The 25,694-nt window shown below is 59.5% G+C and carries 21 protein-coding genes and 2 pseudogenes; 7 read left to right on the plus strand and 16 right to left on the minus strand.

The genetic code is table 11. The features are described from left to right. Window positions 1–23: 23 nt before the first annotated feature. A complete protein-coding gene (gene queD / locus AWM79_RS14155) occupies window positions 24–380 on the minus strand; it encodes a 6-carboxytetrahydropterin synthase QueD (RefSeq protein ID WP_017131308.1) in 357 nt (118 codons plus the stop codon). A gap of 213 nt (window positions 381–593) precedes the next feature. Here queD and AWM79_RS14160 point away from each other — a divergent pair, with 213 nt between their 5' ends. From AWM79_RS14160 to AWM79_RS26105, 6 genes and pseudogenes are all read left to right on the plus strand, one after another. Next, a complete protein-coding gene (locus AWM79_RS14160) occupies window positions 594–902 on the plus strand; it encodes a PepSY domain-containing protein (protein ID WP_017131309.1) in 309 nt (102 codons plus the stop codon). Further along, on the plus strand, window positions 902–1,210 hold the full coding sequence (locus AWM79_RS14165) for a PepSY domain-containing protein (RefSeq protein WP_017131310.1): 309 nt from the start codon (window positions 902–904) through the stop codon (window positions 1,208–1,210). The genes AWM79_RS14160 and AWM79_RS14165 overlap by 1 nt, the downstream gene beginning before the upstream one ends. After that, window positions 1,210–1,875, plus strand: coding sequence for a response regulator transcription factor (locus AWM79_RS14170; protein WP_017131311.1), 666 nt, complete (start codon window positions 1,210–1,212; stop codon window positions 1,873–1,875). Before AWM79_RS14165 ends, AWM79_RS14170 begins: the two co-directional genes overlap by 1 nt. Then, complete coding sequence (locus AWM79_RS14175) at window positions 1,872–3,188, plus strand: ATP-binding protein (protein ID WP_017131312.1); 1,317 nt, start codon at window positions 1,872–1,874, stop codon at window positions 3,186–3,188. The genes AWM79_RS14170 and AWM79_RS14175 overlap by 4 nt, the downstream gene beginning before the upstream one ends. 151 nt (window positions 3,189–3,339) lie before the next feature. Further along, window positions 3,340–4,164, plus strand: a pseudogene (locus tag AWM79_RS26100) (cache domain-containing protein); the annotation flags it as partial. A gap of 102 nt (window positions 4,165–4,266) precedes the next feature. Beyond that, window positions 4,267–5,022 carry a methyl-accepting chemotaxis protein gene (locus AWM79_RS26105; protein ID WP_425262058.1) on the plus strand — a complete coding sequence of 252 codons (756 nt, stop codon included), beginning with the start codon at window positions 4,267–4,269 and terminating at the stop codon, window positions 5,020–5,022. A 282-nt stretch (window positions 5,023–5,304) separates the two neighbouring features. Here AWM79_RS26105 and nuoN read toward each other — a convergent pair whose 3' ends face one another. The 15 genes and pseudogenes from nuoN to tli1a all read right to left on the minus strand — a co-directional run bounded on the left by nuoN (window position 5,305) and on the right by tli1a (window position 23,643). Beyond that, a complete protein-coding gene (gene nuoN / locus AWM79_RS14185) occupies window positions 5,305–6,768 on the minus strand; it encodes an NADH-quinone oxidoreductase subunit NuoN (protein WP_017131314.1) in 1,464 nt (487 codons plus the stop codon). A gap of 7 nt (window positions 6,769–6,775) precedes the next feature. After that, window positions 6,776–8,308: an NADH-quinone oxidoreductase subunit M gene (gene nuoM, locus AWM79_RS14190; RefSeq protein ID WP_017131315.1), complete on the minus strand. Its 1,533-nt coding sequence runs from the start codon at window positions 8,306–8,308 to the stop codon at window positions 6,776–6,778. Window positions 8,309–8,348: 40 nt separating this feature from the next. Next, entirely contained in the window at window positions 8,349–10,202 is a 1,854-nt protein-coding gene (nuoL, locus tag AWM79_RS14195) for an NADH-quinone oxidoreductase subunit L (protein WP_017131316.1), read from the minus strand. Next, a complete protein-coding gene (gene nuoK, locus AWM79_RS14200; RefSeq protein WP_017131317.1) occupies window positions 10,199–10,507 on the minus strand; it encodes an NADH-quinone oxidoreductase subunit NuoK in 309 nt (102 codons plus the stop codon). Before nuoK ends, nuoL begins: the two co-directional genes overlap by 4 nt. A gap of 4 nt (window positions 10,508–10,511) precedes the next feature. Beyond that, window positions 10,512–11,012 (minus strand): NADH-quinone oxidoreductase subunit J, encoded by a 501-nt coding sequence (gene nuoJ, locus AWM79_RS14205; protein ID WP_017131318.1) that lies wholly within the window; start codon window positions 11,010–11,012, stop codon window positions 10,512–10,514. 9 nt (window positions 11,013–11,021) lie between these two features. Next, complete coding sequence (gene nuoI / locus AWM79_RS14210) at window positions 11,022–11,570, minus strand: NADH-quinone oxidoreductase subunit NuoI (protein ID WP_017131319.1); 549 nt, start codon at window positions 11,568–11,570, stop codon at window positions 11,022–11,024. An 11-nt stretch (window positions 11,571–11,581) separates the two neighbouring features. After that, on the minus strand, window positions 11,582–12,589 hold the full coding sequence (gene nuoH / locus AWM79_RS14215; RefSeq protein WP_017131320.1) for an NADH-quinone oxidoreductase subunit NuoH: 1,008 nt from the start codon (window positions 12,587–12,589) through the stop codon (window positions 11,582–11,584). Then, window positions 12,586–15,300, minus strand: a complete 2,715-nt coding sequence (gene nuoG / locus AWM79_RS14220; RefSeq protein ID WP_060783107.1) for an NADH-quinone oxidoreductase subunit NuoG — start codon at window positions 15,298–15,300, stop codon at window positions 12,586–12,588. The genes nuoH and nuoG overlap by 4 nt, the downstream gene beginning before the upstream one ends. Before the next feature lie 129 nt (window positions 15,301–15,429). Continuing rightward, window positions 15,430–16,785 (minus strand): NADH-quinone oxidoreductase subunit NuoF, encoded by a 1,356-nt coding sequence (nuoF, locus tag AWM79_RS14225; protein WP_060783108.1) that lies wholly within the window; start codon window positions 16,783–16,785, stop codon window positions 15,430–15,432. Continuing rightward, window positions 16,782–17,279 (minus strand): NADH-quinone oxidoreductase subunit NuoE, encoded by a 498-nt coding sequence (nuoE, locus tag AWM79_RS14230; RefSeq protein ID WP_017131323.1) that lies wholly within the window; start codon window positions 17,277–17,279, stop codon window positions 16,782–16,784. The genes nuoF and nuoE overlap by 4 nt, the downstream gene beginning before the upstream one ends. A gap of 2 nt (window positions 17,280–17,281) precedes the next feature. After that, window positions 17,282–19,063 (minus strand): NADH-quinone oxidoreductase subunit C/D, encoded by a 1,782-nt coding sequence (gene nuoC / locus AWM79_RS14235; protein WP_017131324.1) that lies wholly within the window; start codon window positions 19,061–19,063, stop codon window positions 17,282–17,284. A 73-nt stretch (window positions 19,064–19,136) separates the two neighbouring features. Then, window positions 19,137–19,811, minus strand: coding sequence for a NuoB/complex I 20 kDa subunit family protein (locus AWM79_RS14240; protein WP_060783109.1), 675 nt, complete (start codon window positions 19,809–19,811; stop codon window positions 19,137–19,139). Between the two features lie 10 nt (window positions 19,812–19,821). Beyond that, the gene (locus tag AWM79_RS14245; RefSeq protein WP_010444610.1) at window positions 19,822–20,235 is read right to left on the minus strand and encodes an NADH-quinone oxidoreductase subunit A; all 414 of its coding nucleotides are present in this window, start codon (window positions 20,233–20,235) and stop codon (window positions 19,822–19,824) included. 563 nt (window positions 20,236–20,798) lie between these two features. After that, window positions 20,799–23,140, minus strand: a pseudogene (locus tag AWM79_RS24440) (T6SS phospholipase effector Tle1-like catalytic domain-containing protein). After that, window positions 23,128–23,643, minus strand: coding sequence for a Tli1a family immunity protein (gene tli1a / locus AWM79_RS14255; protein WP_060783110.1), 516 nt, complete (start codon window positions 23,641–23,643; stop codon window positions 23,128–23,130). Before tli1a ends, AWM79_RS24440 begins: the two are co-directional and overlap by 13 nt. An 848-nt stretch (window positions 23,644–24,491) precedes the next feature. Here tli1a and tauA point away from each other — a divergent pair. After that, window positions 24,492–25,478 (plus strand): taurine ABC transporter substrate-binding protein, encoded by a 987-nt coding sequence (gene tauA, locus AWM79_RS14260; protein WP_060783111.1) that lies wholly within the window; start codon window positions 24,492–24,494, stop codon window positions 25,476–25,478. The last annotated feature ends 216 nt before the right edge of the window (window positions 25,479–25,694 follow it).

Here is a 25,694-nt window from a genome sequence, read left to right on the forward strand (position 1 = left end):
GGTGGTTTTTTTATGCCTGGAATTCACTCCCCGCGATAGATGCATCCGCTGGTGCAGGTTTCATGGATGCGGATCGCCGACAGCTCAGGCAGCAGTGGCTTCAGTTCCCGCCAGATCCACTTTGCCAGGTTTTCGCTGGTCGGATTCTCCAGCCCAGGGATATCGTTCAGATAGTTGTGATCCAAACGCTCATACAGAGGCTTGAAAATTGCCTTGATCTCGGAGAAGTCGCGAATCCAGCCGGTATGCCGATCGATTTCACCGCTCAGATGGATTGCCACCTTGAAGGAATGACCATGCAGACGGCCACACTTATGCCCGTCCGGTACATGAGGCAGGCGATGGGCGGATTCGAACGTAAACTCTTTGAAAATTTCCACAATATTGTCAGCTCTGAAGGTGGCTATCGCCTGAGCGATGGATGCAACTTGCTAGTTTAACAGCTCCCATGCGGGATGACCGACTCGGTGGCTGCCTTCAGGCCACCTTCAGCGTCGCGCTGGGTAGATGACAGCCGGATAAATTCAGCTTCGCTTAAGTTGAGACGATTATCGTGCTGGGTAAAGAATGGCCATTTGCCATGGAGACCTATGATGAAAGCTCTGGGCGTTGCTTTGGCTTTTCTTGCTCTGGGAGTCATGACCTGTAATGTATTGGGTCGCGACATCGACGGTGATGAAGCAGCGAAACTGCAAGCGACAGGTACAATCCAGCCTCTCGATCAATTGACAACCCTGGCGTTGACCAGGCACCCCGGCGCCGTGCTGGGCGATACTGACCTGGACGAAAAATACGGCCATTATATTTATCAGGTAGAACTGCGCGATGCTCAAGGAGTTGAGTGGGAGATTGAATTGGACGCCACCAGCGGTCAGGTTCTCAAGGACCATCAGGACAGGTAATGATCTTCAATTTGCGCGCCTGCGCTCTTCTGGTGCTGGCAACTGTATGTTCTTTGGCATCGGCCAGGGACCTCGACCAGGACGAAGCCCTGCGTCTGCGTCAGCAGGGGGTGATCCTACCTCTTGAGCGCCTGCTGCAACAGGCCATGGGGCATTACCCTGGGGCGAAGCTGCTGGAAGCTGAACTGGAGGCCACGCATGGCCTCTATGTCTACGAGGTCGAATTGCTGACCCAGGCCGGTGTGGTCCGCGAACTCAAGCTGGACGCCAGCAATGGTGATTTGTTGAAAGACGAGGAGGACGAGTAATGCGGCTGCTGCTGGTGGAAGATAATGTGCCCCTGGCTGACGAGCTGCTGCTTGGCCTGGCGCAGGGATACGCTGTCGATTGGCTGACCGACGGACGCGATGCGGCTTATCAGGGGGCGACCGAGCCCTATGACCTGATCATTCTCGATTTGGGGCTACCGGGCTTGCCTGGCCTGGAGGTCCTGCGCCAATGGCGGGCTGGCGGCCTGACGGTACCGGTGCTGGTGCTGACCGCACGGGATTCCTGGGCCGAACGCATCGAGGGACTGAAGGCGGGAGCCGATGACTATCTGACCAAGCCGTTCCATCCAGAAGAGTTGCAACTGCGGGTGCAATCGTTGTTGCGCCGTGCTCACGGTCAACCCAACCAGCCGACCCTGAAAGCAGCGGGTCTGCACTTGGATGAGGGGCGCCAGTGCGTCAGCCGCGACGGTGCGCAGATCCAGCTAACCGCGGCTGAGTTTCGCTTGCTGCGCTACTTCATGCTGAACCCGGAGCAGATTCTTTCCAAAGGGCACCTGGCTGAACATCTCTACAACGGTGAAACCGAACGTGATTCGAACGTGCTGGAAGTACACGTCAACCACCTGCGCCGCAAGCTCGGGCGCACGGTGATCGAAACCCGCCGCGGTCAGGGTTATCGATTCGGCGGAACCAGCGAGTGAGATCGATCCAGCAACGCCTGAGTCTGGGCCTGATCAGCGTGCTGCTGATCATCGGCCTGATCGTCGCGCAAACCAGCCTGTGGCTGTTCGAGCTGGGCCTGCAGCGCTATCTGGAGGAGGGCCTGCGTGCCGACAGCGAGAACCTGCTGGTAGCCCTGGTACGAGGTCCCCAGGGACTGCAACTGGATGAGCGGCGATTGTCCCCAGCCTATCAGCGACCGTTCTCCGGGCATTACTTCCGGATCGATTTTGCCGACTATCGCTGGCGCTCCCGTTCGCTATGGGATCAGGAACTACCGGTTCCGGCTCAACCTGGCTTGCATGCCAACCTGCAACTGGGACCAGAAGGGCAGATGTTGTTGGTGCTGCGTTCGGACTACCGCCGCCTGAGGCAGTCGATCAGCATTGTCGTAGCCCAGGACTACACACCAGTACGGGAAAGCTTCCAACTGATGCAACGTATCGGCCTGGGAATCGGACTCGCGGCGCTGATCATCATTCTGTTGCTGCAACGGATCACCGTTCGCCGTGCTTTGCGCCCCTTGGAAAATGCTCGCGAGCAGATCGCGCAATTGCAGCAGGGGCGGCGTTCGCAACTGGAAACCCAGGTACCGCTGGAACTTGAGCCGTTGGTGGCGCAGATCAACCACCTATTGGCCCACACCGAAGACAGCCTCAAGCGCTCACGCAATGCCCTGGGCAATCTCGGCCACGCCCTGAAAACTCCGTTGGCGGTGCTGTTGAGCCTGGCATCCGGTGCCCAACTGGATGGCCTGCCGACCTTGCGCAAGGTGTTGCGCGAACAGTTGGGGCAGATCGAACAGCGCCTGAACCGCGAATTGAACCGTGCTCGTCTCGCTGGCGAGGCTTTGCCGGGCGTGTCATTTGATTGCGACACGGAAATACCGGGGCTGCTCTCGACCCTGAGGATGATTCACGGCGATCATCTGCTGTTGAGCCACACTTCGCCACCCGGCCTGCAACTGCCCTGGGACCGGGAGGACTTGCTCGAACTGCTGGGCAACCTGCTGGACAACGCCTGCAAGTGGGCCGATGCGGAGGTACGCCTGAGCATCGTCGAAACGACGGCAGGTCATCGCCTGAGTATCGAGGATGATGGGCCGGGGATTCCCGAGCAGAGCCGGGATGAGGTGTTCAGCCGTGGTGCGCGCCTCGATGAGCGCACTGTCGGGCATGGGCTGGGGCTGGGTATCGTGCGCGATATCGTTGACGCCTGGGGGGCCCAGTTGCGCTTGTTGAGCAGCCCGCTGGGCGGGCTACTGGTGACGATCGACCTGCCGCGCAGGAGCTGAGGCGACTGCGTGGCAAGCTTCAGACCCGCAATGGCTCCATCCGCCCCACCGTCCACATGGCTTGAGCGGTCTCTACGGTTGCCGATAGCCCTCAACTTTCCGGAGGCGGAGCCGCTAACTCGTTACCTGCCGATAATAAGAGAACACCATCATGCGCCTGAGCCTGAAGGCTAAAGTCTTGTCCCTCGCGGTATTTCCGGTCCTGCTGTTCGCGCTGGTGATCAGCCTGACCACCGCCCTGATCCTGCAGAACCAGGCCCGTAACGAAGTCGAGGAAACCCGGCAGCGACTGATCTCCGAGGCCAAGGCCACCTTGCAGAGTTATGTGGCGGTGGCCATGACCGCGATCAAACCGCTCTACGATGCCGCCGCGCCGGACGACCGGGCTTCTCGGGACCAGGTGATCAAATTGCTATCGAACATCCAGTACGGCAAGGATGGCTACTTCTTCGGCTATGATTCGCAGATCGTCCGGTTATTCAAGGGCAATAGCCCGGAAGGCCTGGGCAAGAGTTTCAAGGATGCCCGCGATCCCAACGGCGTCTATGTCAATCGTGATCTGGTGCAGGTGGCCAAGGATGGAACCCACTACCTGCAATACAGTTCGTCGCTGCCGGGCAACGAAACAGTGTTGGTGCCCAAGCTGGGATACACCGAATACCTGGCCAAGTGGGACATGGCCATCGGTTCCACAGTCAACCTCGATGGCATTGAGGCCCAGGTCGCGGTGGTGCAGGATAAGGTCAACGAGCGCATGAAAGGCGTGGTGTTGAGCATTGTCGGCATCGCCGTGCTGTTGTTGGTGGTGATTGCGCTGGTCGGGATGGTCGTCGCCAATACTCTCCTGCGGCCGTTGATCCTGATGAAGGCCAACCTCGACGATATCGCTGCGGGCGAAGGTGACCTTACGCACCGCCTGGCAATCACCAGCCAGGACGAACTGGGGCAATTGGCCGGCTCCTTCAACCGCTTCGTCGACAAGATCCACGGTATGGTCCGGCAGATTACCGAGATGACTGGTCAATTGACCGGATTGGTCAGCCAGGTCTCCGAGCAGGCAAGCCGCGCTGAACAGGCGATGGAGCGCCAGCGTCACGAAACCGATCAGGTCGCCACGGCGATCAACCAGATGTCGTCAGCGTCCCAGGAAGTCGCGCGCAGCGCCCAGGGTGCGGCGGTGGCGGCTCAACAGACCGACGCCGAAGGCCAGGTCGCCAAGCGCGTGGTGGATGGCAGCATCCAGCAGATCCATGCGCTGGTGAAAGACATCCGCAGCAGCGGCACCTCCCTGGACAGCCTGCAGCAGGACGTCACATCGATTGTCAGTGTGTTGGGGGTGATCCGTTCGATCGCCGAGCAGACCAACCTGCTGGCGCTCAACGCCGCCATCGAAGCGGCCCGGGCCGGTGAAGCCGGACGTGGCTTCGCGGTGGTCGCCGACGAGGTCCGGGCGCTGGCCAGCCGGACTCAGCAGAGCACTCAGGAAATCCAAGGGATGATCGATCGTTTGCAGTCGGGCACACAGTTGGCGGTCGAGGCCATGCGCCGTTCCAGTGAGGCCGGTGACGGTACCTCGATGCGAGCCAACGAGGCGGGTGCTTCGCTGGATACCATGGCGCAGTTGATCGGCACCATCAATGCGATGAACGCACAGATCGCCAGCGCCGCTGAGGAGCAGACGGCGGTGGCCGAGGAGATCAATCGCAGCGTGCACCAGATTGCAGTGGCGGTGGACAGTGTGGCGGACCAGACTCAACTGGGCGCCCAGACTTCCCGTAGCCTTGCAGAGCTGGGGCAGCGCCTGGGCAAGTTGGTGGGGCAATTCCGCATCTGAACCTGATCGTGGGGTTGATGCAAAATTATCGCTGTGGGTGGGCAAGCTTGCTCGCCCCGGTTGAGTGTTCGTCGCTCGTCACATCGCGCATCAACAACCTGGACTGCAGAGCGACTTGAGCCGAAATCGGCAGGTATAACAGTTAGTTCTGATCAGGGCTCGGCGGAATAGGGCGCCAGCTTATGGACGTCGAGAGCTATTCGCGGTGGATCGAGAGGGCGTTAAAAAAATACCCCGCCGGAATTGCTTCGGGCGGGGTATCGTGTCCAAGCGGTCGCTTGTTTAGCTGGCCAGTACCGCGTGTTGCACCAACTCCAGCAACGGCTGTGGGTACAGGCCGAGGAAGAAGGCCAGGACCGCGATCGCCAGTAACATCACCCCACCCGCTCGCTGTTCCCAATGCAGTTGAGCATCGTGACGACGCAGGTTCGGCTCGATCAGGTACAGCGTGACCATCACGCGCAGGTAGTAGAAAACGCCGATGGCGCTACCGATCACCAGAGAGCCGATCAACCACCAGTGCTGGGATTCGACACCGGTCGCGATGATGTAGAACTTGCCGATGAAGCCAGCGGTCAGCGGGATACCGGCCAGCGACAGCATCATCAAGGTCAGTACGGCGGTCAGGTACGGACGGCGCCAGAACAGGCCGCGATACTCGTACAGGGCATCCATGTCGCGACCGTTGTAGGGTGAGGACATCAGGGTGATCACGCCGAAGGCACCGAGGCTGGTGATCACGTAAGTGACCAGATACACGCCCATGGCCTCCAGCGCCAGACCCTTGCTCGCCACCAGGGCGATCAGCAGATAGCCGAAGTGGGCGATGGACGAGTAACCGAGCAGGCGCTTGAGGTTGCTCTGGGTCAGGGCCAGCAGGTTACCAACCAGGATCGACGCGACGGCAATCACCGCCAGCACATTGCTCAGCACGCCACTGCTGGCGACCGGCGAGATCTGGAACAGGCGGATCATCACGGCGAAGACGGCAACCTTGCTGGCGGTGGCCAGGAAGGCTGCCACCGGCGCCGGGGCACCTTCGTAGACGTCCGGGGTCCAGAGGTGGAACGGCACCAGCGACAGCTTGAACGCCAGTCCGACCAACATCATGCCCAGGCCCAACTGGGCTATCGGGCTAGGCAGGCCGGTGGCTGCCAGGGCGTGACCGATACCGGTGAAGCTCAGGGTGCCGGCTTCGGCGTACAGCAGGGCCATGCCGAACAACAGGAACGCGGAACCAGCGGCCGACAGCACCATGTACTTGATACCGGCTTCCAGCGAACGCTTGTTGAAGAAGGCATAGGCGACCAGGCCGTAGACCGGCACCGAGAGCAGCTCCAGGCCAATGAACAGGCTGGCCAGGTGTTGCGCGCTGACCAGGACCAGGCCGCCGGCAGCGGCCATCAGGATCAGCAGGTACAGTTCTTCGCGGTTGCCTGGGTAGCCCGAGCCGCCATCGCCCAGATAGGCATGGGCGAGGGTGACGCAGGCCAGTGTCGCCACTAGAATCAAGGCCATGTACAGGCAGGCGAAATCGTCGATCTGGATCAGCGGTGTCACCACCAGCGGAGCGACTTTCAGCGCGGGCAGAATCGACAGTAGCGCCAGGTTGAGACCGGCTACCGAGAGCAGGAAGGTTTGTGAGTGGTTGCGGCGCCAGGCGATTGCCAGCATCACCACGATAATGGTGAGGCTGGTAATCAGCAGCGGCGCCAGCGCGATAAAGTGTTGGATCGTAAATTCCATAGCGCTCTTACCGGGCCGAAGCGAGTTGAGTGAAGGCGGTGCCGAGCCACTGCTGCACGCCATGCATGGTGGCGGCAGAGGTGTCGAGGAACGGTTGCGGGTACACGCCGATATAGATCAGCAGCGCGGCAAGACCGAGCACCATGCTCAGTTCGCGACCGTCCATGCCGTGCAGCACTTCGTCCGACTTGGCCGGACCGAAGTAGGCGCGATGGATCATGATCAGCGAGTAGACCGAACCGAACACTAGGCCGGAAGTAGCAATCGCGGTGATCCATGGCGCGCTGACAAAGGTGCCGATCAGGATCAGGAACTCGCCGACGAAGTTACCGGTTCCCGGCAGCCCCAGCGAGGCGGCGGCGAAGAACAGGCTGATGGCTGGCAGGTAGGCGATTTTCGACCACAGGCCACCCATTTCACGCATGTCGCGAGTATGGATACGCTCGTAGAGCTGGCCACTGAGGATGAACAATGCCGCCGCCGACAGGCCGTGGGCGAGCATCTGGATCACCGCACCTTGCAGGGCCTGCTGACTGCCGGAGTAGATCCCGATCAGCACGAAGCCCATGTGCGAAACGCTGGAAAAGGCGATCAGACGCTTGATATCGGTTTGTGCGAAGGCCAGGAACGCGCCATAGAAAATTCCGATCAGACCCAGGGTCATGGCGATCGGCGCGAACTCAGCCGAGGCATTCGGGAACAGCGGCAGGGCGAAACGCAGCAGACCATAAGCCGCGGTCTTCAACAGGATACCGGCGAGGTCGACGGAACCAGCGGTCGGCGCCTGGGCATGGGCATCCGGCAGCCAGGAGTGGAATGGCACCACCGGCAGCTTGACCGCGAAGGCGATGAAGAAACCGAGCATCAGGATGTACTCGGTGGTCAGCGACATCTGGGTCTTCAACAGGTCGGCGTAGTTGAAGGTGATCACCCCGGTGTTGTTGAAGTTGACCAGCACCAGGCCGAGGATCGCCACCAGCATGATCAGGCCGGAAGCCTGGGTGAAGATGAAGAACTTGGTCGCCGCGTAGATCCGGGTCTTCTTGCCGTCCGAAGAGCTGTGACCCCAGAGCGCGATGAGGAAGTACATCGGCACCAGCATCATTTCCCAGAAGAAGAAGAACATGAACAGGTCGAGGGCCAGGAACACGCCGACGACACCGCCCAGGATCCACATCAGGTTCAGGTGGAAGAAGCCCACGTGACGTTGGATCTCTTTCCACGAGCAGAGTACCGAGAGGATACCCAGCAGGCCGGTCAGCAGGATCATCAACAGCGACAGGCCATCAAGGGCCAGGTGTACGTTGATGCCAAAGCGCTGGATCCAGACGTGTTTGAACTCGATTGCCCAGGTTGGATCGGCGCCGGGTGCCGGCGCGAACGAGTAATCCCCGTGAGCCCACAGCCAAAGGCCGAGGGCGAGTTCGAGGGACATGGTCAGTAGCGCTATCCAGCGCGGGAGGGTAGCGCCGAAACGCTCACCCATCCAGCACAGCAGGCCACCGATAAAGGGGATCAGGATTAGCCAAGGCAGAATCATGACGGGCTCAATTCCTTTCGCAATGTCGCAAGGTTCATAGTCAGACCGCTACCAGGACGATGGCGCCAAGCACCAGCACGGCACCCGCGGCGATCGACGCGGCATACCAGCGCAGTTGACCGGTCTCGGTGCGGCTCAGGGCGGTGTGACCGCCTTTGGCCATACGCGGGATCAACCCGATGGTCTGGTCGAGTGGGTCTTTGCGCAGCACATGACTGATCGCCAGGTATGGCTTGACGAACAGTTTGTCGTAGATCCAATCGAAGCCCCAGGCGGCGAACCACCAGGCCGACAAGAAGCGCCCGATACCGCTGTTGGCGACGGCACTGACGAAGCGCCGCTTGCCGAGGAACAGCAGCGCCGCCAACAGGATACCGGCCAGGGCGATGGCGCCCGAGGCGATTTCCAGGCTGTGCTTGGCTTCGCCGCCGGCATGACCGGCGCTTTCCGGCAACACGCCGGCCAGTGGCGGATGAATCCAGGCGCCAATGAAGGTCGACAGCACGATCAGCACACCCAGCGGCAACCAATGGGAAATCCCGTGGCCGGCGTGAGCTTCGGTCTTGGCTTCACCGTGGAAGGTGATGAAGATGAGGCGGAAAGTGTACAGCGAGGTCATGAACGCACCGACCAGGCCGGCGTACAGCAATCCATGATTACCGCTGGCGAACGCTTCCCAAAGGATTTCGTCCTTCGAGTAGAAACCGGCGGTGACGATCGGCAGGGCGGCCAGGGCGGCACCCCCGACGATGAAGCTGGCGTAGGCCAATGGCAGTTTCTTCCACAGGCCGCCCATCTTGAAGATGTTCTGCTCGTGGTGACAGGCCACGATCACCGCACCGGAAGCCAGGAACAGCAGGGCCTTGAAGAAGGCGTGGGTCATCAGATGGAAGATCGCGCCTTCCCAGGCACCGACGCCCAGCGCCAGGAACATGTAGCCGATCTGGCTCATGGTCGAGTAGGCGAGGATACGCTTGATGTCGGTCTGGACCAGGGCGGCAAAGCCGGCGAGGACCAGGGTCACGCCACCGACGATGCCTACCAGATGCAGAATATCCGGTGCCAGGGCGAACAGGCCGTGGGTACGGGCAATCAGGTAGACACCGGCGGTCACCATGGTCGCGGCGTGAATCAGCGCCGAAACCGGGGTAGGACCGGCCATCGCATCCGCCAGCCAGGTCTGCAGGGGCAGTTGGGCCGATTTACCGACCGCGCCGCCCAACAGCATCAGGGTGGCCAGGACGATCCAGAAGTCGCCGACCTTGAAGTGCTCGGGCGCCTTGACCAGCAGTTCCTGGATATTCAGCGTGCCCAGTTGCTGGAACAGGATGAACAGGCCGATGGCCATGAACACGTCGCCGATGCGGGTGACGATAAAGGCCTTGAGCGCCGCGTTACCGTTGTTGCGGTTGCTGTAGTAGAAACCGATCAACAGGTAGGAGCACAGGCCCACGCCTTCCCAGCCGAAGTACAGGAACAACAGGTTATCGCCCAGAACCAGAAATAGCATGCTGGCGATAAACAGGTTGGTGTAGGCGAAGAAACGCGAGTAGCCGTCTTCACCGCGCATGTACCAGGAGGCGAACAGGTGGATCAGGAAACCCACGCCGACCACGACGCCCAGCATGGTGATCGACAGGCCGTCGATGTACAGGGCGAAGTTCGGGGCGAAACCGTCCACCGACATCCACTGCCACAGCACCAGGGTGTAGTGACCGCCCTCGGGCGGTGCGACATTGAATTGCCAGATCACGTAGGCGGCGACAATCGCCGACAGGCCGATGGAGCCGACACCGATCAGCGCCGCGAGGTTTTCCGAGAGGCGCCCACGGGAGAACGACAGCAGCAGGAAACCGATCAGGGGGAATAGGAACGTCAGAAAGATCATGTTCATCCGCGCATCTCACTGGCAGCGTCGATATCGAGCGTGTGGAAGCGGCGATACAGTTGCAGCAGGATCGCCAGGCCGATACTGGCCTCGGCGGCTGCCAGGCTGATCACCAGGATGAACATGATCTGCCCATCCGGTTGCGCCCAACGCGCGCCCGCGACGATAAAGGCCAGGGCGGCGGCGTTCATCATCACCTCCAGGCTCATCAGCACGAAGAGGATGTTGCGGCGGACCATCAGGCCGACCAGACCGAGGCAGAACAGGATGCCGGCGACGGCCAGTCCATGCTCAAGAGGGATAGCAGGCATGGTATTACTCCTTCGCCTCGTTGCGGCCCAAGTGGAAGGCCGTGATGGCTGCGGCGAGCAGCAGCATCGAAGCCAATTCGACCACCAGCAGGTACGGACCGAACAGGCTGATGCCCACGGCCTTGGCGCCCACGGTGGTTTGACCGATTGCCGCCGCGCTGTCGTGGCTGAACAGTACGTACAGCAGTTCGACCAACAGCAGTAACGACAGCACCGCCGGCCCGCCCCAAATACCGGGCTTGAGCCAGACGCGCTCTTGCTGGACCGCGGCCGGGCCGAGGTTGAGCATCATCACCACGAACACGAACAGCACCATGATGGCGCCAGCATAGGCGATCACTTCCAGGGCGCCGGCGAACGGTGCGCCGAGGCTGAAGAACGTCATCGCCACGGCGATCAGCGAAATGATCAGGTAGAGCAGGGCGTGCACGGGGTTGGTGTTGGTGACCACGCGAAGCGTGGACACAACCGCGATACCCGATGCGAAATAGAAAGCGAATTCCATCGTTCTTCCTTAAGGCAGCAAGCTCTTCACGTTGATCGGCTCGGCTTCGTTCTGGGCGGCGCCTTTCGGCTTCCCGGCAACGGCCATGCCTGCAACGCGATAGAAGTTGTAATCAGGGTTCTTGCCGGGGCCGGAGATCAGCAGATCTTCTTTCTCATAGACCAGGTCCTGACGCTTGAACTCGGCCATCTCGAAATCCGGTGTCAACTGGATCGCCGTGGTCGGGCAGGCTTCCTCGCAGAGGCCGCAGAAAATGCAGCGCGAGAAGTTGATGCGAAAGAACTCCGGGTACCAACGCCCGTCATCGGTCTCGGCTTTCTGCAGCGAGATGCAACCCACCGGGCACGCCACGGCGCACAGGTTGCAGGCCACACAGCGCTCTTCGCCATCGGGGTCACGGGTCAGGACGATGCGACCGCGATAGCGCGGCGGCAGATAAACCGCTTCCTCGGGGTATTGCAGGGTGTCGCGTTTGCGAAAGCCATGGCCGAAAATCATCACCAGGCTTCGCAACTGGGTACCGGTACCCTTAACGATGTCGCCAATATATTTGAACATGGGTCAAATCCTCACTGAACCGCGCCCGCGGGCGTGTTCAACAACACCAGCGCAGCGGTCACCAGCAAATTGATCAGGGTCAGCGGCAGGCAGAATTTCCAGCTGAAGTCCATCACCTGGTCATACCGTGGGCGCGGGATCGAAGCGCGCAGCAAGATGAACAGCATGATGAAGAACGCGGTCTTCAGGGCGAACCAGATGAACGACAGTTGCGGCAGGATGCCGAACGGACCGTGCCAGCCACCGAAGAACAGAGTGACCAGCAATGCCGAGATCAGGATGATGCCGATGTATTCGCCAACGAAGAACATACCCCATTTCATGCCGGCATATTCAATGTGGTAACCGTCGGCCAGTTCCTGTTCCGCTTCCGGCTGGTCGAAGGGGTGACGGTGAGTCACGGCCACGCCGGCGATGAAGAAGGTCAGGAAACCGAAGATCTGCGGAATGATGAACCACAGGTGCTGGGCCTGGTAGTCGACGATGTCGCGCATGTTGAACGAGCCGACCTGGGCCACGATGCCCATCAGTGACAAGCCCATGAACACTTCGTAGGACACAGTCTGGGCCGAGGCCCGCAAGCTGCCCAGCAGGGCGAACTTGTTGTTGCTCGACCAACCGGCGAACAGCACCGCGTAGACTGACAATCCAGCCATGGCGAAGAAGAACAACAGGCCAACGTTCAGGTCCGCGACACCCCAGGTCGGGGTGATCGGGATGACCGCGAAGGCGATCAACAAGGCGCTCATGGCGACAACCGGTGCCAGGGTGAAGATCACCTTGTCGGCGAACGGTGGCGTCCAGTCTTCCTTGAAGAACATCTTCAGCATGTCGGCAGCGATCTGGAACATGCCGAACGGGCCGACGCGGTTCGGACCATAACGATCCTGCCACCAGCCCAGCAGGCGCCGTTCGACGAAGCTCAGCAAGGCGCCGCAGACCACAACGGCCAACAGGATGACAATGGCCTTGATGACCGTGAGGAGCACGTCAATCACTTCAGGTGTGAACCAAGTCATTGAGCTGCCTCCTGCAGACTATCGACAGACTTGCCGAAAATGGCGGGTGGAATTCCCGCCAGACCGGCCGGCAGAGCCACCAGGCCGGCACCCAGTTGTTCATTGATGCGCAGCGGCAAACACAGGGTCTGGCCCGCGACGTTCAGACTCAGCAGTGCGCCGTCGTTGACGCCCAGGCGGTCCGCTTCGGACTTGGCCAGTGCGACGTAGGCCGCTGGGATGCGCTCTTGAACCGGGGCGGCTTTGGAAGAGTTCTCTTCGCTGCCGAACAGGTGGAAGAACGGTACCACCTGCCAGGTGCCCTGGGCCGGGTTGAAAGCGCGGGGGACACTGGCGAACCAGTTCAGCGCGTCGCCCTGACTTTCGATCAGGCGGGTGCCTGGGTCGCCGGCACGGATATGGCCGCCGACTTCATCCTGGAATTTGTTCCAGGCCTGTGGCGAGTTCCAGCCCGGCGACCAGGCGAATGGCACCTGCTGGCGTGGTTCGACGGAGCCCGAGTAACCTTCCATGGAGAAGGCGAAAGCGGTGTCGTTGTCCTGCGAGGTCCGCGGTTCGTGCACGCTGATATTGGCGCGCATGGCGGTGCGACCGGAATAGCGCAGCGGTTCGCGGGCCAACTTCATGCCCTTGATACGGAACGCGGCGGACGGCGCGGCATCGACGATGCGGGCCAGTTGCGCGGTGCTCGCAGCGCAGGCAGCGGTGACGTGGTCCAATTGGGTCCAGTCGATCGGCTGGTTCAGCAGGGTAGCGCGCAGAGCATGCAGCCAGCGCCAGCCTTCGTGGACCAGGATGCTCGCATCGAGGTACTTGGGATCAAAGACCTGGAAGAAACGTTGGGCACGTCCTTCCTGGCTGACCAGGGTACCGTCGCCTTCGGCGAAGCTCGCCGCCGGCAGCACCAGATGGGCGCGCTCGGTGGTGGCGGTCTTCTGGTGGTCGGCGACAATCAGCACTTTCGTGGCGTTCAGCGCGGCTTCGACCTGGGTGGCGTCGGTGCGGGTGAACAGATCGTTTTCCAGCACGACGATAGCGTCGGCACGGCCAGAGATGACCGCTTGCAGGGCAGCGTCCAGCGATTCTCCGCCGAGCATGGCCAGGCCGAGGCTGTTGGCTTCCGGCACGATCAGGCTGATGGAGCCGGCTTTTTCGCGCAGCTTCAGAGCCTTGGCAATGTTCGCGGCGGCTTCGATCAAGGCCTTGGAACCCAACGAAGTGCCGGCAATGATCAAGGGGCGCCTGGCTGCTAGCAGGGCGTCGGCGATGCGCTGGGCCAGTGCCACGGCTTCAGCGTCGAGGCCTTCGACAGCCGGTGCGCTGGCGTCGAGGGCGTGGGCCACCGCGAAACCGAGGCGGGCCAGGTCGTCAGGCGCGGCGTGTACGCATTCTTCGGCGATGTCGTCGAGCTTGGTTTGTGCCAGGCTGGCGATGAATAGTGGGTTCAGTGCGTGTTGGCCAATGTTCTTCACGGCGGCATCGAGCCAGGGTTGGACACGCATGGCTTCGGCCATGGCTTCGGCCTTGCCCTTGACCGACTGGCGCAGGGCCAAGGCCATGCGGGCGGCCGTTTGGGTCAGGTCTTCACCAAGGACGAACACGGCATCGTGGTCTTCGATGTCACGCATGTTCGGCACCGGCAGCGGGCTGTCCTTGAGCACCTGCAGGACCAGGCGGATACGCTCCAGCTCGGACGCTTCGATACCCGAGTAGAAGTGCTCGGCACCGACCAGTTCGCGCAGGGCGTAGTTGCTTTCCAGGCTGGCGCGGGGCGATCCGATACCGACGATATTGCGACCGCGCAGCAGCTCGGCAGCTTTATCCAGGGCGCTATCCAGGCTCAGCTTGGTGCCGTCGGCCAGCAGCGGCTGACGTGGGCGGTCGGTGCGGTTGACATAGCCATAGCCGAAACGGCCACGGTCGCACAGGAAGTACTGGTTTACCGAACCATTGAAGCGGTTCTCGATGCGCCGCAGTTCGCCGTAGCGTTCACCAGGGCTGATGTTGCAACCACTGGAGCAGCCATGGCAGATGCTCGGCGAGAACTGCATGTCCCACTTGCGGTTGTAGCGTTCGGAGTGAGTCTTGTCGGTAAACACACCGGTCGGGCAGACCTCAGTGAGATTGCCCGAAAATTCGCTTTCCAGGGTACCGTCTTCGACGCGACCGAAATACACGTTGTCGTGGGCGCCGTATACGCCGAGGTCGGTGCCGCCGGCGTAGTCCTTGTAGAAACGCACGCAGCGATAGCAGGCGATGCAGCGGTTCATTTCGTGGGAAATGAATGGGCCGAGGTCCTGGTTCTGGTGGGTACGCTTGGTGAAGCGATAACGGCGCTCGTTGTGGCCGGTCATCACGGTCATGTCTTGCAAGTGGCAGTGACCGCCTTCCTCGCAGACCGGGCAGTCGTGCGGGTGGTTGGTCATCAGCCATTCGACGACACTGGCGCGAAACGCCTTGGACTCTTCGTCGTCGATGGAAATCCAGGTGTTGTCGGTGGCCGGGGTCATGCAGGACATGACGATACGACCACGGGTGTCGTTCTCGTCGCTGTACTGCTTGACCGCGCACTGGCGACAGGCGCCCACGCTACCGAGCGCGGGATGCCAGCAGAAATAAGGGATGTCGAGGCCTAGCGACAGACATGCCTGTAACAGGTTGTCTGCCCCATCGACTTCGAGCGCTTTGCCGTCTACGTGGATAGTGGCCATGGTTCAAAGTTCTTCGTTGGCCCGCGTGCGCGGGCGTGGCTAATGGAATCCTGGTGCTCGCCTGGCGCATCGGGATGCGTCTTCAGGCGAGGAAGAGGGCGGCACGGACCGCCCCCCTTCGATACGTTTTTATGCGCCGACTACGATCGGTCGCGCCAAAGGCGGGATGGCCGCACGGTTAGGCACGATGCCAGCCTCGAACTCCGGACGGAAATACTTGATGGCGCTGCCCAACGGCTCCACGGCGCCCGGTGCATGGGCACAGAAGGTCTTGCCAGGGCCGAGGAAACCGACCAGACCCAACAAGGTCTCGATATCGCCGGCCTGGCCTTCGCCGTTCTCGAGGGCGCGCAGGAGCTTGACGCTCCATGGCAGGCCATCGCGGCAAGGGGTACAGAAACCGCACGACTCACGGGCGAAGAACTCTTCCATATTGCGCAGAAGAGAGACCATGTTGACGCTGTCGTCCACCGCCATGGCCAGGCCGGTCCCCATCCGGGTGCCGACCTTGGCGATGCCGCCGGCATACATCTGGGCGTCCAGGTGTTCAGGTAGGAGGAAGCCGGTACCGGCGCCCCCCGGCTGCCAGCACTTGAGCTTGAAGCCCTCGCGCATGCCGCCGGCGTAGTCCTCGAACAGCTCGCGAGCGGTCACGCCGAATGGCAATTCCCACAGGCCGGGGTTCTTCACTTTGCCGGAGAAGCCCATCAGCTTGGTGCCGTGGTCGTCGCTGCCTTCGCGAGCGAGGGACTTGTACCAGTCGACGCCGTTGCCGATGATCGACGGTACGTTGCACAGGGTCTCGACGTTGTTCACGCAGGTCGGCTTACCCCACACACCGACGGCGGCGGGGAAGGGGGGTTTGGAGCGCGGGTTGGCGCGGCGGCCTTCGAGGGAATTGATCAGCGCGGTTTCTTCACCGCAGATGTAACGCCCGGCTCCGGTGTGGACGAACAACTCGAAGTCGAAGCCGCTGCCGAGGATGTTCTTGCCCAGCAGGCCGGCGGCCTTGGCTTCTTCCACGGCACGGTTGAGGTGCTTGGCGGCGGTGGTGTATTCGCCACGCAAGAAGATATAGCCTCGGTAGGTCTTCAGTGCGCGGGCACTGATCAGCATGCCTTCGATCAGCAGATGGGGCAGTTGCTCCATCAGCAGGCGGTCTTTCCAGGTGTTGGGCTCCATTTCATCCGCGTTGCACAGCAGGTAGCGGATGTTCATGGATTCGTCTTTGGGCATCAGGCCCCATTTCACCCCGGTGGGGAAGCCCGCGCCGCCGCGACCCTTGAGGCCGGCGTCCTTGACCGTCTGGACGATATCGTCCTGGGACAGGTCGGCGAAGGCCTTGCGGGCGGCGGCATAACCGTCCTTGGCCTGGTATTCGTCGAGCCATACAGGCTCGCCGTCATCGCGCAGGCGCCAGGTCAGGGGGTGGGTTTGCGCCGAGCGCGCAATCCGGTTGGCGGGACCGAAGGAAGTCAGGGTCATAGGTAGCCCTCCAGCAGTTTGGCGACGCCGGCTGGTTGGACATCGCCGAAGGTGTCGTCGTCGATCATCAGCGCCGGGGCCTTGTCGCAATTGCCGAGGCAGCAGACGGGCAGCAGGGTGAAGCGCCCGTCGGCGGTGGTTTGGCCGAGGCCGATGCCGAGCTTGCTTTGGATTTCGTCGACCACTGACTCGTGGCCGCCGATGTAGCAGACCATACTGTCGCAGACGCGAATGATGTGTCGCCCCACCGGCTGACGGAAGATCTGGCTGTAGAAGGTCGCTACGCCCTCGACGTCGCTGGCCGGAATGCCGAGGATTTCGCCAATGGCGTAGAGCGCGCCGTCGGGCACCCAGCCACGTTCCTTCTGGACGATCTTCAGGGCTTCGATGGACGCCGCGCGCGGGTCTTCGTAGTGATGCAACTCGTGCTCGATGGCCGAGCGCTCGGTTTCGCTCAAGGCAAAACGGTCTGTCTGGATAAGCGTGCTGTTCATGCTTAGCGGTCCACGTCGGCCATAACGAAGTCGATACTACCCAGGTACGCGATCAAGTCCGCGACCATACTGCCACGGATCACCGAAGGGATCTGTTGCAGGTGCGGGAAGCTTGGGGTGCGAATCCGGGTGCGGTAGCTCATGGTGCCGCCATCGCTCGTCAGGTAATAACTGTTGATGCCCTTGGTCGCTTCGATCATCTGGAAGGATTCGTTGGCCGGCATGACCGGGCCCCACGAAACTTGCAGGAAGTGCGTGATCAGGGTCTCGATGTGCTGCAGCGTGCGCTCTTTCGGCGGCGGCGTGGTCAGCGGGTGATCCGCCTTGTACGGGCCCTGCGGCATATTGCGCAGGCACTGGTCGATGATCTTGATGCTCTGGCGCATCTCTTCGACGCGCACCATGCAGCGATCATAGGCGTCACCGTTGGCCGCCAGCGGCACTTCGAACTCGAAGTTCTCGTAGCCGGAGTATGGGCGGGCCTTGCGCAGGTCGAAATCGCAACCGGTGGAACGCAGGCCGGCACCGGTGACGCCCCATTCCAGGGCTTCTTTGGTGTTGTAGGCAGCGACACCGATGGTCCGGCCCTTGAGGATGCTGTTTTGCAGGGCAGCCTTGGTGTACTCATCGAGGCGTTTTGGCAGCCAGTCGACGAACTCCTTGACCAGCTTGTCCCAGCCGCGTGGCAGGTCGTGGGCGACGCCACCGATGCGATACCAGGCCGGGTGCAGGCGGAAACCGGTGATCGCCTCGATCACCTTATAGGCGCGCTGGCGATCGGTGAAGGTGAAGAACACCGGAGTCATGGCGCCGACGTCCTGGATATAGGTACCCAGGAACAACAGGTGGCTGGTGATCCGGAAGAACTCGGCCATCATGATACGGATGGTATCGACCCGGTCCGGCACCTTGATCCCGGCCAGTTTTTCGACCGAGAGCACATACGGCAGGTTGTTCATCACCCCGCCAAGGTAGTCGATACGATCGGTGTAGGGGATGAAGCTGTGCCAGGACTGACGCTCGGCCATCTTCTCGGCACCACGGTGGTGATAACCGATATCTGGCACGCAGTCGACAATCTCTTCGCCGTCCAGTTGCAGGATGATCCGGAAGGCACCGTGGGCCGAAGGGTGATTTGGGCCCAGGTTGAGGAACATGTAGTCCTCGTTGGCGCCGGAACGCTTCATGCCCCAGTCTTCCGGGCGGAAGCGTGCGGCTTCTTCTTCCAGTTGCTGCTTGGCCAGGGTCAGGCTGTACGGGTCGAATTCGGTGGCGCGGGCCGGAAAGTCCTTGCGTAGCGGATGGCCTTCCCAGGTTGGCGGCATCATGATGCGCGACAGGTGCGGATGGCCTTTGAAGTCGATGCCGAACATGTCCCAGACTTCACGTTCGTTCCAGTTGGCATTCGGCCAGAGGCTGGTGACGCTCGGCAAGCTGAGGTCGCTTTCGGACAGGGCCACCTTGATCATCACATCACTGTTACGCTCGATCGAGAGCAGGTGATAGAAGACACTGAAATCGGCCGCTGGCAGGCCCTGACGCTTGGTGCGCAGGCGCTCGTCCACGCCATGCAGGTCATAGAGCATGACGTATGGCTTGGGCAGGTTGCGCAGGAAGGTCAGGATTTCGACGAGTTTGGCACGGCTCACCCACAGCACCGGCATACCGGTGCGGGTAGCCTGGGCGGTGAACGTCTCAGGGCCAAAACGGTTGTTCAATTCGACGACCACATCCTGGTCGTCTGCCTTGTAAGGCGGGATGTACAGAGCATTGCCTGTAGTCATGGTTTTTTATCGCTTTCGGTCAACGTAAAGAATGAAGCCAGGTACGCGTTTCTTGATAAGAAGCGGGGCTGGATCAGACTTCGTCGGGGCTGCGCAGGTGGGTTACCTGAATACGCTGTTCGCGGCGCGCATCCTTTTGCGACGGCATCTCGGCGCGATACACGCCTTGGTCACCGACGACCCAGGAAAGTGGGCGACGCTCCTGGCCAATCGACTCTTGCAAGAGCATCAGGCCTTGCAGGAAAGCCTCGGGGCGCGGAGGGCAGCCGGGCACGTAGACGTCCACCGGCAGGAACTTGTCCACCCCCTGAACGACCGAGTAGATGTCGTACATGCCACCGGAGTTGGCGCACGAACCCATGGAGATTACCCATTTCGGTTCGAGCATCTGTTCGTACAGGCGCTGGATGATCGGGGCCATTTTCACGAAGCAGGTCCCGGCAATTACCATGAAGTCGGCCTGGCGCGGTGATGCCCGGATAACTTCGGCGCCGAAGCGTGCGATATCGTGAGGTGCGGTGAAGGCCGTGGTCATTTCCACGTAGCAGCAAGACAGACCGAAATTGTACGGCCACAAGGAGTTTTTGCGTCCCCAATTGACCGCGCCGCTCAGCACGTCTTCCAGCTTGCCCATGAAAATATTCTTGTGGACTTGATCCTCTAACGGATCGGAAACGGTTTCCCGTTCGCCGATCGGATACTGCTCGTTAGGCGCGTCCGGGTCGATTCTGGTGAGATTGTATTGCATTGCCAAAGCCTCATTGTTTCAGCTTCGCCTGCCGCTTCTGACGAGCTTGCGGAGCCCAATCAAGCGCCCCCACTCGGTAAAGGTAGACAAGACCTGCCAACAGAATTGCTATGAAAACGAGCGCTTCGACGAATCCGGTCCAGCCGCTTTCGCGGACGGACACAGACCATGCAAAGAGAAAGAGGGCTTCGATATCGAAGATCACGAACAGCATCGCGACCAGATAGAATTTGGCGGAGAGCCGCAAGCGGGCGCTACCGGTAGGCAGCATGCCGGACTCGAACGGTTCATTTTTGCTGCGGCCCCAGGCTTTTGACCCGAGGAGGCTGGAAAGACCGAGCATGAAGGCACAGAGGCCGACGACGCCGAGCAAAAAAATGGCGAAGCCCCAGTTGTGGGCCATGAGTCCGGTCGCTTCGGTCATGCGGGTAATCCTTAGCAGAGCGCAAGGGTCTCTGAGCGTGATAAAAAAAGAAGTGTAAAGGTAGTGACGATATGCCGCAGCGCAGTCTATCTCAGTGATTTTATGGCTAAACACCAGGCAAGTAAATTTCTATAGCAAAATTATTAGCCGGAATATAGACATACCGGGATCTCGCTGGCCCGCAACCCAAGCGTAGCAGGCATGAGCGGGCTTTTTGTCAATTATGTTTTCAGCTAGCGTGTGGGTGTTTTTTTACAATCAATAATGATTATCGTTTTCCTTTGGCTTGCATGATCGCGAGCTGATCGTTGCTGTCAGGTTATTGTCAGGGGTCTAACTGCGTAATTTCATGGATAGTTGCCGCAACTTACATATCGGGAGCTGTCACCCATCATCCCTATAAAATAACGAGTGGGTGTGAAAACTAACAATATGATGCTGAAAAACGTGCGGTTGCTTTTCGCCTGCTGGACATTGAATCGGTCTGCTGGGCGGCAAGAGAGTCGGAGCGCCTTGGTCTTGGGCGCTCTGGCCATTTCAAGGTTAAGAGGTTGATGTATGTCTTAAACGAGCCGATTCAGTTCGACCAGGGTGCCTTCCTTGCGTAACATGGCACTGGTCTGCTCGATGCGCTGTCTATAGTCGTCCAGTGCGATCTGGCGCTTCTGCTCGACCACCACCTGGCCGATATGGCCAGTGGGCTTTAGCAACTGCTCGGCGTCAGGCAGGAAGGGCACCACCTTGCCAGTGACCTTATCGATCACCTGATAGCCGATGGTCGCCGCGCCAATGCCCGCCGCCAGTCCGCCAATCCCTCCCAGCACTTTACCGCGCCTGATGCCATACGCCGTGGCCCCGGCAATCATCGCCACGCCCAATAGACGCCCGGCCACCACCACCGGCGACAGATCGCGGCTGTTTTCATTACCGAAATAGATCATGCGGTAAAAGAAATAACCGGCCCACAACTCCCTCGACTTCAGCTTGTCGTGCATAAACCAGGCCCGTGAGTCGTGTATATGGTCGTCGAACAACGCCACCAGCAAGGCCATTTCGGCATCGGTACTGGGTGTGCCGTGGGCGTCGCGGAACAGTTGCTCACTGCGCCGCTTGCCCTCTGCTCTGAGGGTTTCGTGGTCTTTGCGCTCATCGTTCGCATTGAGCAGATAGGCCGCGTCGCGCAATATCACATCAAGAAACCCGCCCGTCATGCTGGTCTGCTCGCGCTTTTGTCCGGTGTAATCGGATTTGAATTCAGCGGCAGCCTGGCTCAGTTGGGTCTGATCGATTTGTGCTTCATACACCGGCGGTCCGGGATGCTGAGGATTGGTCAGGCGCGCAGCCAGGGCGGCGGCCCGTAAGTCCTCGTCATTCTTTTTCTCCTGACTGCTCCTCTCGGCGGTGAATTCAGTGGCCTCGATAAAAAACGGCTGGCGCTGGTAGCTGTCGTTATCGGTTTTGGCATCATTGGCATAGCGACCAATGCGCCAGCCGGTGATCCAGCCCAATTGATCGGCCATACCCTCTTCCACCGTGGTGCCCAGAAGCAGCGGGGTGTACTCACCGGCGGGATGATTGACGGGCTGGTCGGTTGTGATTACCGGTAGGGTTTTGCTTCGCCAGGCGTTGAAGCGTTCGATTACTGCTGGACTAACGTTGAACTCCTCTAACGTATCGCGCCCCAGCGTTCGCCATTGCGCTTGCGACGACAGGTATTTTGGCAGCACCGCCTCCGGCACTTGCAACGGCGCTCCTGCTAAAAAGGCGGCGGCATACAGATCGTGCAGGACGATCTGCGACACCAGTTCATGGGTGCCGCCGCGGGCCTTGCCCTGGTCATTTTTTGGGTAGCCACCGCCAACATCGGAGTGAACACCGGGGTACAGCACTTCATAGCTGTTGTCCGGGTATCGACCGTCCTCGTTACGGATCGACTCCAAGGGGAAGCAGGAGCGTTGTTCAAAGGCGGCGACAAAGTGCGAGCAGCGCTTGATAAATTTCGGGAAGCGCTGCGCATCCGGCAGCAACTGGGTGTCGTCGGCCCAATCCATATGCCCGGAGAAAAAAGGCGCCACATGGGCAATGCCCACCGAGGCCACGGTATCCAGTATTCCGAGAAACTCGACGCTGATCGGCAAGCCAATCAGCGTTTGAGCGGGTAGCTCCGCGCCGACAGGGGTGTCGAACAATTGGCTCAACCAGGTGACAAAGGTGCGAGCTTCGGCTGCTCCTCGGGAGAAGCCGTACACAAACAGCTTGACCCCCAGTACGCGAGGCTGGGCCCATTCCGTTCGAGCCTGCAAGGGTGCTAACAGCCCGTTCATCGTCCGCCGCCGATTACCCTGGCCCATGGCACTCATCAGCGGTGCCCTCCAGGTGCTCATGGCTTCGACTTTGGCCTTGGCAACAACATTATCGATTTCTTTCTTATTGTTAAGCGCGAAAGAAAGAGCACTGGCCACTTGTACCAATGCCCAATTGATACGATCCTCGCCACCAGCGGCAAATTGCAATCCGCTATCGCTGTAATCCAGCTCGCCAATTTCTGGAAATGGAGTGCCAACACCGGGCATGTAATACGAAAAGTAACCTTGTCCCTTGGCCTTTGAACCTCTGAGTGATGCATGGAATAACTTGGCAATATTGCTCGGATGATTTTTTTTGGTATCGTTGGTCTCGTTATTATTAGTGCCATCAAAAAATAAGCTGATATGCAGGCTGTGGCAGCATTCAGAATATCTTCTTTGCCCTCTGGAGTTAGTCCCTCGGCGAAAAAATCCTCCTCACAAGTTTGCTTGTCGTAGTTGTCGGTCACCATTGATATTTTGGCAGGCAAACGGCCATCCTCCGGAAAGTATGGTGGCCCCCATGCTTTAGCTTTTGAATCTTTTTTCACTTCGGACATACGGTCGGCTCCTTCATATCAAGGGGGTCTTTAATTGGATTGTTCGGTGAACCATAACCCCAGCAGGAAGTTGTGACTTTGATCTGATTACACACTAAAAAATGAACTTTCAAACCACAAGATTCAGTACCTGGCCACTCTGGAATATCCACGGTAGTACTGTGGCGCTGGTAGTTAGCTTTATGTTTAACCATAAAATCCATGAACTCATCAGTTCCTAAAGGCGGCGTTGGGCCAAAGGGCTCGGGATCGACCTCCCATTCAATATGGGCTTTCAAACCAGGGCGCCACTTTGTCGGCATGATAATGCAGCACGAACTCCCTCCCCCTCCGTCCGCCCGATAACCGTTGACCGACATCCAGTTAATACCATGAAGCGTATGATTGACGGCCTCCAAGTTGCCACCCGCCATTTCATTGTCCGCAGAAGAACATCCAAACAACGTTAGCCCCAATAAGGTAAGCAAGCCTTGCTGTATGATTTTTCTTATTGTCATTTGCATCGCTAGCGATTTCCTTGCTGATTGTTCTGGTGGCGCCAACCATTCGAGCTGCTTTTACCGGTGATACACTCATGTTCCTGCGTAAAGTAGCTATTTGGGCGCCTTGGTGCCGCTCAGGTTATGTTTTATATATTCGGCCAAATCACCGAAATGGTTTTCCTGGCGGGCGTGCCGGTGAATAACCGAAACCAAGGGCTTTTGGCGTCAGCCTTTCCAAGGCAGGCGGCCCTGGCTTGCTGGGTTGAACGGTAGATCAACGGGTTGTATGCCAATGTGGGCAGAGGTATTCGATCTGTTCTTGCCATTGAATAGGCATTGTCATATCCATATTCCTCGCTTAATTATCGCGGACCAGTCCAGTCGAAGTCTTCGCGCCCACGGGTGAACGCTCAAACGACACGTCAAAGGCTGCACACATAAATATCGAGAGTAAATAGGATATTTCCCAAAAAGACGACAGACTAATGGCTTGTACAGTGAGTTGGTTAGCTCAAGTTCGGAGGCTAAACGTTCATGGCCAAGGCACTGTGACAACTCATAGCCGATTATGGCGAGAAACAACCGCGCAGGACGGGGACGGGTGGCGCCGAAATGGACTCACAGAACTAACCACACAGACCACCAGGCTGGCGCGCAAGTCCAACCGGACACCATTTCGGCGTGCCTGATCCTAGTCGGCCCTTCTCTAAGCTAAGTCCAAAACAATATTTAAAAATTTCTTTTTAGACCGTTTAATCTGCCTCCGATACGCCACTCCACGATCACGGTCGGATGTCCAGCCTTGTTCTTTCCTTGCCCCGCATCCGCAGAGTGGACCATCGCCCTCCCGTTCGCAGGTCTATCACCTCATGAATGTCTTATCGCTGAGCCGTCAATTGATCACCCTGCTGGGACTCGTCGGTATTTCCCTGAGCGTCCATGCCGCCGATTTGACCATCGGTTATATCACCGGCATCGACCCTACCAAGGTGCCCATTGCCGATGGCACGTTCGATAAAGTCATCGGCGAAAAAATCAACTGGCGCCGTTTCGATACCGGCTCGTCGGTGATTGCGGCCATGGCCTCCGGCGACTTGCAAATCGGTAACCTGGGCTCAAGCCCGTTGGCCGCCGCCGCCTCGCGTCAATTTCCGCTGGTGGCGTTTATCGTTACCTCCCAGATCAAGAGTTCCGAGGCCTTGGTGGTGCGCGACGGCAGCGGTATCAACAGCCCACCGGACCTGATCGGCAAGACCATCGCCACACCGTTCGTTTCCACTTCTCACTACAGCCTGCTGGGGGCGCTCAAGCACTGGAACCTGAAGCCGGGTCAGGTGAATGTGGTCAACCTGTCCCCCGCGCAAATCAGCGCAGCCTGGAAGCGGGGTGATATCGACGGTGCCTTTGTTTGGGCGCCTGCGCTGGGTGAAATCCGCAAGGACGGAAAGATCCTTACCGACGCCGGTGAAGTCTCGCAATGGGGCGCACCGACCTTCGAAGTCTGGGTGGCTCGCAAGGATTTTGCCGACAAACACCCAGAAATCCTGAAGAAGTTCACTCAGGTGAGCCTGTCGGCGATTGCCGACTACAACGCGCACAAGGCTCAATGGACCGTCGATTCCGAGCCGGTGAAAACCATCGCCCGCTTTACTGGCGCCAATCCGAGCGACATTCCGCAACTGCTGGAGGGGTCGCAGTTTCCGGGTGCCGCCGAGCAAATATCCGCCGAACTGTTGGGCGGTGGCACGGCCAAGGCGGTTGCGCAAACTGCCGGGTTCCTGAAGGAGCAGGGCAAGATCGAGAGCGTTCTTCCTGACTATTCGCCCTATGTGAGCGACCAGTACATCTCACGGTAAGCCGCACTTACCGCTGTTTTCCAATCCGCCTGCGGGTTGGCCACGGATGGCCCTAAAGGGAGTGAGTAAACCGCTAACCGCCAATGATTTGACTTTTACGAATGAGGTCTGGTAATAACGACATAATATCGTCAGCAGTCGAGCGCTGTGGCGAGGGAGGCGAGTGCTCCTTCGTCGTGCATTACGTTCAGAAGTGACTATTGCTTTGACAGGATG

It is taken from the genome of Pseudomonas agarici, assembly GCF_001543125.1.
Taxonomy (GTDB): Bacteria; Pseudomonadota; Gammaproteobacteria; order Pseudomonadales; family Pseudomonadaceae; genus Aquipseudomonas; species Aquipseudomonas agarici.

Bases quoted from the DNA above. Each gene is read 5' to 3' on its own strand.
- AWM79_RS14160 (WP_017131309.1), top strand. From the start codon at position 594: ATGAAAGCTCTGGGCGTTGCTTTGGCTTTTCTTGCTCTGGGAGTCATG.
- AWM79_RS14165 (WP_017131310.1), top strand. From the start codon at position 902: ATGATCTTCAATTTGCGCGCCTGCGCTCTTCTGGTGCTGGCAACTGTA.
- AWM79_RS14170 (WP_017131311.1), top strand. From the start codon at position 1,210: ATGCGGCTGCTGCTGGTGGAAGATAATGTGCCCCTGGCTGACGAGCTG.
- AWM79_RS26105 (WP_425262058.1), top strand. From the start codon at position 4,267: ATGGAGCGCCAGCGTCACGAAACCGATCAGGTCGCCACGGCGATCAAC.
- nuoN (WP_017131314.1), bottom strand. From the start codon at position 6,768: ATGGAATTTACGATCCAACACTTTATCGCGCTGGCGCCGCTGCTGATT.
- nuoM (WP_017131315.1), bottom strand. From the start codon at position 8,308: ATGATTCTGCCTTGGCTAATCCTGATCCCCTTTATCGGTGGCCTGCTG.
- nuoL (WP_017131316.1), bottom strand. From the start codon at position 10,202: ATGAACATGATCTTTCTGACGTTCCTATTCCCCCTGATCGGTTTCCTG.
- nuoK (WP_017131317.1), bottom strand. From the start codon at position 10,507: ATGCCTGCTATCCCTCTTGAGCATGGACTGGCCGTCGCCGGCATCCTG.
- nuoJ (WP_017131318.1), bottom strand. From the start codon at position 11,012: ATGGAATTCGCTTTCTATTTCGCATCGGGTATCGCGGTTGTGTCCACG.
- nuoI (WP_017131319.1), bottom strand. From the start codon at position 11,570: ATGTTCAAATATATTGGCGACATCGTTAAGGGTACCGGTACCCAGTTG.
- nuoH (WP_017131320.1), bottom strand. From the start codon at position 12,589: ATGACTTGGTTCACACCTGAAGTGATTGACGTGCTCCTCACGGTCATC.
- nuoG (WP_060783107.1), bottom strand. From the start codon at position 15,300: ATGGCCACTATCCACGTAGACGGCAAAGCGCTCGAAGTCGATGGGGCA.
- nuoF (WP_060783108.1), bottom strand. From the start codon at position 16,785: ATGACCCTGACTTCCTTCGGTCCCGCCAACCGGATTGCGCGCTCGGCG.
- nuoE (WP_017131323.1), bottom strand. From the start codon at position 17,279: ATGAACAGCACGCTTATCCAGACAGACCGTTTTGCCTTGAGCGAAACC.
- nuoC (WP_017131324.1), bottom strand. From the start codon at position 19,063: ATGACTACAGGCAATGCTCTGTACATCCCGCCTTACAAGGCAGACGAC.
- AWM79_RS14240 (WP_060783109.1), bottom strand. From the start codon at position 19,811: ATGCAATACAATCTCACCAGAATCGACCCGGACGCGCCTAACGAGCAG.
- AWM79_RS14245 (WP_010444610.1), bottom strand. From the start codon at position 20,235: ATGACCGAAGCGACCGGACTCATGGCCCACAACTGGGGCTTCGCCATT.
- tli1a (WP_060783110.1), bottom strand. From the start codon at position 23,643: ATGCAAATGACAATAAGAAAAATCATACAGCAAGGCTTGCTTACCTTA.
- tauA (WP_060783111.1), top strand. From the start codon at position 24,492: ATGAATGTCTTATCGCTGAGCCGTCAATTGATCACCCTGCTGGGACTC.